The sequence below is a fragment of the Spiroplasma endosymbiont of Megaselia nigra genome (assembly GCF_003987485.1).
Classification (GTDB): Bacteria; Bacillota_I; Bacilli_A; order Mycoplasmatales; family Mycoplasmataceae; genus Spiroplasma.
Map to the genome: position 1 here is coordinate 1 of NZ_RCOO01000073.1, position 5,499 is coordinate 5,499.

Consider the following 5,499-nt stretch of genomic DNA (forward strand, 5'->3'; position numbering starts at 1 on the left):
TTTTTGAGCAATAAAACTTATCTTATTATTTTTAACTTCTTGTACTATCATTTTTCTAAAATCTGCTGTATATTTATTAAATTTTTGTCCTTTTCTTGCCATATAAAAATGCACCTCCTCTAAAAGTTTAGTAAAGTTCTTTTTTAATTTTACTTACTTTTTGGGGTGCAGTCTAATACCTCTTTACTTTTATTCATTGTTATAAATAATTATATTTTCTCATATTTTTAAAAGTTGCTTTAATTGTTCTTTTTTTCTCTGCAGTATTAACAGAGAAAAAAATTTTTTGGTCTTTTGTAGCAAGATGACTAACATCTTTAATTTTATTAGTTTTAATTACCACAGTAATAATCATATCATCACGATCATGGTTTAAAAAGAATTTATATTGACCTCAAATGGTTTCTTCCGTTACTTGATTTTGAACCATTAAATTTCCTTCAGCATCATAAATACTATTAAGATAATATGCTTTATTACCAGTTGTTACTAAATTTTTATTTTCTGGTAAATCAGGATATAATTCAAAACTTTCTGGTAACTTTGATTTTTTATTAATTTCAATATTTTTTAAAGTAATACGATATTTTTTTATTAATTTTAAAATATAATTAAATTTTTTTAAATGATGATTAATACTACGAAAAATTAATTTAATTAACTTATAATTCCGAAAAGAAACATAATAATTTTGACTTTTAACATTTTCTCCTTCATCATTTAAAATAAAAATCATTTTCGCACGAATATAACTTTTAAAAATAATACTATCACTTTTTATTCCTGTTCCAAGAACTTTTTTCTTAAAACGCCGATTATCACGTTTAATTAATCGTGTTAAATTTTTTTGATAATTTTTCATTTGAACTCGAAAAGATATCATTCCTAAAGTAATCATTGCAATAAGCGATGAAATTGCAATAAAAGCTTCTCAATAATTTGCTAAGAATTTTCAAATATTTTCAAAAATAACCATTAATTTTCCTCACTTCTTAAATAATTAAGATAATAAGTTAATACTATTTTTATCTTATCATACTTCCTAAAAAAATAATGGTACTCTAATTTTATTTTTTAAGATTATTTTTAATGCTTTAAGTTTTAAATACTTTTTCATGTTAATTAAAAAAAATAATTAGTAAACTATAAATACTACTTATTTCATCGTTTTGATTTATTAATTCATTTTGTGATTTTAAAAAAATCTAAAACTTTACTGCAAAAAGAAGAAAAACCTTTTTTAGGTGAATAATTTGTTTGATAATAATTTGGTAAATTAATATTTTCTTTTTTTTGATTTGCTTCTAAGTCATGTAAAAATTGTTTTTTACTAAACTTTTGTTCGGATTTTTCTTTTTGTGAATTTTTACTTAAAGGCTTATTAACTTCTAATTTCTGCTTAAAGATTTCAGTTTCATCCGTTTGTTCTTGTATTTGACTTAAAACATTTAATTTTTTACTTGGATCAATACTATTTGTATCAGAATAACCGCGTCTACGATTAGAGATTATCGTATGATCTTTTGTTATATCATTAGAAATATTTTCTTCAATTGCTTTCTTTTTACTAATATTTCCACTCTTACGAGAAATAGTTTGCTGTTTTAGTTTTCCAGCAAGACTTGTTTCAGAACTTGATGTTTCTTTTCGCCCTAATTTTGGTTCTTGCATCACATATATCCCTTTTACTGGATCATAAACAATAATTGCTGGTTGTTTTTCATTATTATTTTCATCAAACAAATCAATTACCGGACGATTATCGTTTTCTTTTTTAATACCTATCTTATTTTGCTTTGCTAAATATTGCGGTGAAAAACGATCAATTGGTAACACTTTTTCACTTTTAAGATTAGCAGTATGTAAATTATATTGTTTTGTTAATTCTTTATTTGTTGTATTAACTGTTTTAAAAAAATTATCATATTTTGCCAGACTAAAGTTATAAATTCCACCACGGTTAGCTTGTTCACGGCGAACTTTTGCTGCTTGCATTTCTTTATCACGACGAGCATAATATTCAGCAATCATTTTATTTGCTGGTTCAACCTTACCTTTATTACTATGACGAATTAACTTTTCTAATGTGTAAGAATTTATTTTTTTATTTAATAACTGATTTTCTTTTTGATTTAAGTTTTTATCTTTTGTTTTTTCAATAGCCATATTTTCTCCTTATAGTCCTGTTTATTATATCAAATTTTATAAGTATTAACTTATAATAATTTCAAAAATCCATTATTAATTTAGCAAACATTAGTAAATCTTGTTCATTAACTTCATCTTTTGAAATCTAAGATACTTATTATTATATTGAATAATAATAAAAAATAAAAAAAAAGCACCCTCGTGCCTTTAACAACTTAATTGCTCAATATAATATTTCCTAAAAATTATTTGTAATACAATTATTCCTTTATAACTTTCTTATTTTAATTTTACCAAGTTTTCGTAAGTATTGTTTTAACCCATGATGTCATCAAAAATGACAAGCGTCAGTTATCACAATAATTGTGACAGGAATCATTGCCATTGCTAAACAAGAAGGAATAAAATATCAATTATTTAAATTATAAACTTCTAAATCATTTAAGTTTAGTACTTTATTATTAATTCAAGGAATAAACAAAATAACAATATTTAATAAAACTGCTCCTATTGCGGCATAAATTAATGGTCGATTAATAATTGGAGTAAAACGTTGTTTTATTTTTCAATTTGTTAAAGTAACAGTATTAACAAACATAATTGGTGCACAAGTTAAAGCAATAAAAATTCCTGTTCGACCAATATCAGAAATTTGCAATTTCATTTCAATTGTAATATTAGGATCACTACTTCGTAAAAAATAAAAAACTGTTTGATAACCATAAGCTTCGTATGCTTGAGTTGGAACAAAACTCATTCCAAAATAATAAGCGCCAACACAAACACTTGTTGTTAAAATTGTAATGCGAATCATTGGTCCTCAAATATTTCGAAATAAGGGATTCTTCCCTTGCACCGGTTTAATTGTCATTAATATATCATCATTATCAGCCATTCCAATACAAATTGCTAAAATTGATTCAATAACTAAATTCATTCATAAAATATCAGTTGCTTCAACTGGTGAAACATGGTTAATTAAGGATAAAATAAAAATTGATAAAACATTTGCTAAATTAACTCCAATCACAAACGTAATTGCTCGGCAAATTTTTTGATAAACATTACGGCCTTCATTAACCCCTTTAATAATTGTTTCAAAATTATCATCCGTTAAAATAACATCAGCTGCTTGTTTTGCAACATCTGTTCCAGTAATTCCCATTGCTACCCCAACATCAGCTTTTACTAAACTTGGAGCATCATTAACCCCATCTCCTGTCATTGACACAAGATAATCTTTCTGCTGTAAAATATTAACAATCCGAACTTTATGTTCAGGATTAACTCGTGCAAATACTTTAATATTATCAACAATTCGAATTAATTGCTTATCTGTCATTGCATTTAACTGCTCTGAAGAAATTACTTCATATTCTGAATAAGCTAAGTCTAATTCTTTTGCAATTGCTAGAGCAGTTGTTGCATGATCACCAGTAATCATAACAACTTTAATTCCAGCAGCATGTGCTTTTTTTACTGCTTCAATAGCAGATTGACGAACAGGGTCAATCATACCAACAGCTCCTAAAAAAATTAAATTTTTTTCTAACGCCTCGGGGTCTTGTTCATCAGCAAAATTAGTATTATAAGCAAAAGCTAATACCCGTAATGCTTGCGCTGATAAATCATCTGCTAACTTTAACAACAATGCTTTATCTTTTTTTGTTAATGTTAAAATTTCATTCTGAATCATAATGCGATCACAACGTTCTAATAAACTATCCAATGCACCTTTTGTAAAAGTTGTACTAACCCCTTCAATCACATTTAAAGTTGACATTAATTTCCGTTCAGAATCAAAAGGAACTTCATCAATTCGTTCTCATTTATCACGTGAATCTTGCTCATCATAAGCAAATAATTCAGCATAATCAACTAATGCTAATTCTGTTGGATCACCAATCCGTTCTTTATCTTCAGTAACACTATCATTACATAAAACTAATGCTTTTAAAAATAAATCTTGGTGCTGATCCAGACTACTATTAACGTATTCGTCAGCATTAATTACAGCATTATTCATCATTACTTTTTTAACTGTCATTTTATTTTGTGTTAAAGTTCCTGTTTTATCAGTACAAATAACATTGACACTTCCTAATGTTTCCATACTAGCAAGTTTTTTGACAATCACATTTTGTTTTGCCATTCGTTTGGTTGAAAATGATAAAGTAATCGAAACAACTGCTGCTAATGATTCTGGAATCACCCCAATTGCTAAAGTAATTGCTACCATTAAATAATTAGTTCATCCACTTTTATTACCATTAAAGTATAATGCTAAAAAAATAACAATAGCAATAATAAAACTTAAGCCTGCAATTCAATACGAAAACTTTGTTAGTTTTTTTTCTAAATTTGTAGCAGTTTCTTCTGTTTCATTAATTGTTGTTGCAATTTTTCCAATTTCTGTTTGTTGACCAACCTTAATAACTACACCAATTTTTCGCCCAGCTGTAATAAAAGTTGACATGAAAGCAATATTTTTCATTTCTGCCAAAATTGTTGTTGGTTCAATTGGGTAAGCTGTTTTATGAACAGGAACACTTTCCCCCGTTAAAATTGCTTCATCAATAAATACATCAGATTGTTCAATAATGCGTAATTCCGCTGGAACATATTTTCCTGCTTCTAAAATAACAATATCACCAACTGTTAATTCATTGGCTGGAATTTCTTGCTGAGAATTATTTCGAATTACGACCGCTTTTGGTTTTGATAAAGATTTTAAAGCGGCCATTGATTTCCGTGCTTTTACTGTTTGGATTGTTTCTAAAATTGCATCAAGGATAACAATTGCTGCAATTACTGAAAAATCAATAAAATATTCGTCCTGAATTTGTCAATTATTTCCAATCATTGGCGCAATTACTGAAATTACAGCTGCTGCAATTAAAATTAATTGGATTGGTTCAATTAAGGCTTTGCCAAAAATAACATATCATGGGGTTACTTTACTTTTTGGTAATTCATTTTTTCCATATTGTTTTTGCCGAGCAATTACTTCTTCTGAAGTTAAACCCGTTTCAAAATTAGTTTTTAAATTAGTTTCTAAGTTGCTATTATTCTGGGATATGTATTCTTCCATCACTAATGACCTTTCTATTTTACTGTGTTGTTAATTATTATACCTTAAAAATTTTATTTTAAAAAAGTTATTTTTACTTCTTAATCATGAATTTTTTTGTAAATAAAATTATTTATTTTTATTGATTGTAAATTGTAAATGCAAATGTAGCACTTTATTGAAAAAAAATAAAGTGCTTTTTATTTTGTAAAAATACTTATATTTATTGGATTAATCGTTAGATAGTATCTTTTACACTTAATAAAATAGGTTTTTTCTGA

At 26.4% G+C, this 5,499-nt stretch carries 3 protein-coding genes; all 3 read right to left on the reverse strand.

Annotated elements, in window-relative coordinates; genetic code table 4:
- Positions 1-199 precede the first annotated feature (199 nt).
- A complete protein-coding gene (locus tag D9R21_RS04090) occupies positions 200-976 on the reverse strand; it encodes a hypothetical protein (protein ID WP_126821210.1) in 777 nt (258 codons plus the stop codon).
- 176 nt (positions 977-1,152) lie between these two features.
- Positions 1,153-2,166: a hypothetical protein gene (locus D9R21_RS04095; RefSeq protein ID WP_126821211.1), complete on the reverse strand. Its 1,014-nt coding sequence runs from the start codon at positions 2,164-2,166 to the stop codon at positions 1,153-1,155.
- A 250-nt stretch (positions 2,167-2,416) separates the two neighbouring features.
- A complete protein-coding gene (locus tag D9R21_RS04100) occupies positions 2,417-5,239 on the reverse strand; it encodes a cation-translocating P-type ATPase (RefSeq protein WP_126821212.1) in 2,823 nt (940 codons plus the stop codon).
- Positions 5,240-5,499 lie beyond the last annotated feature (260 nt).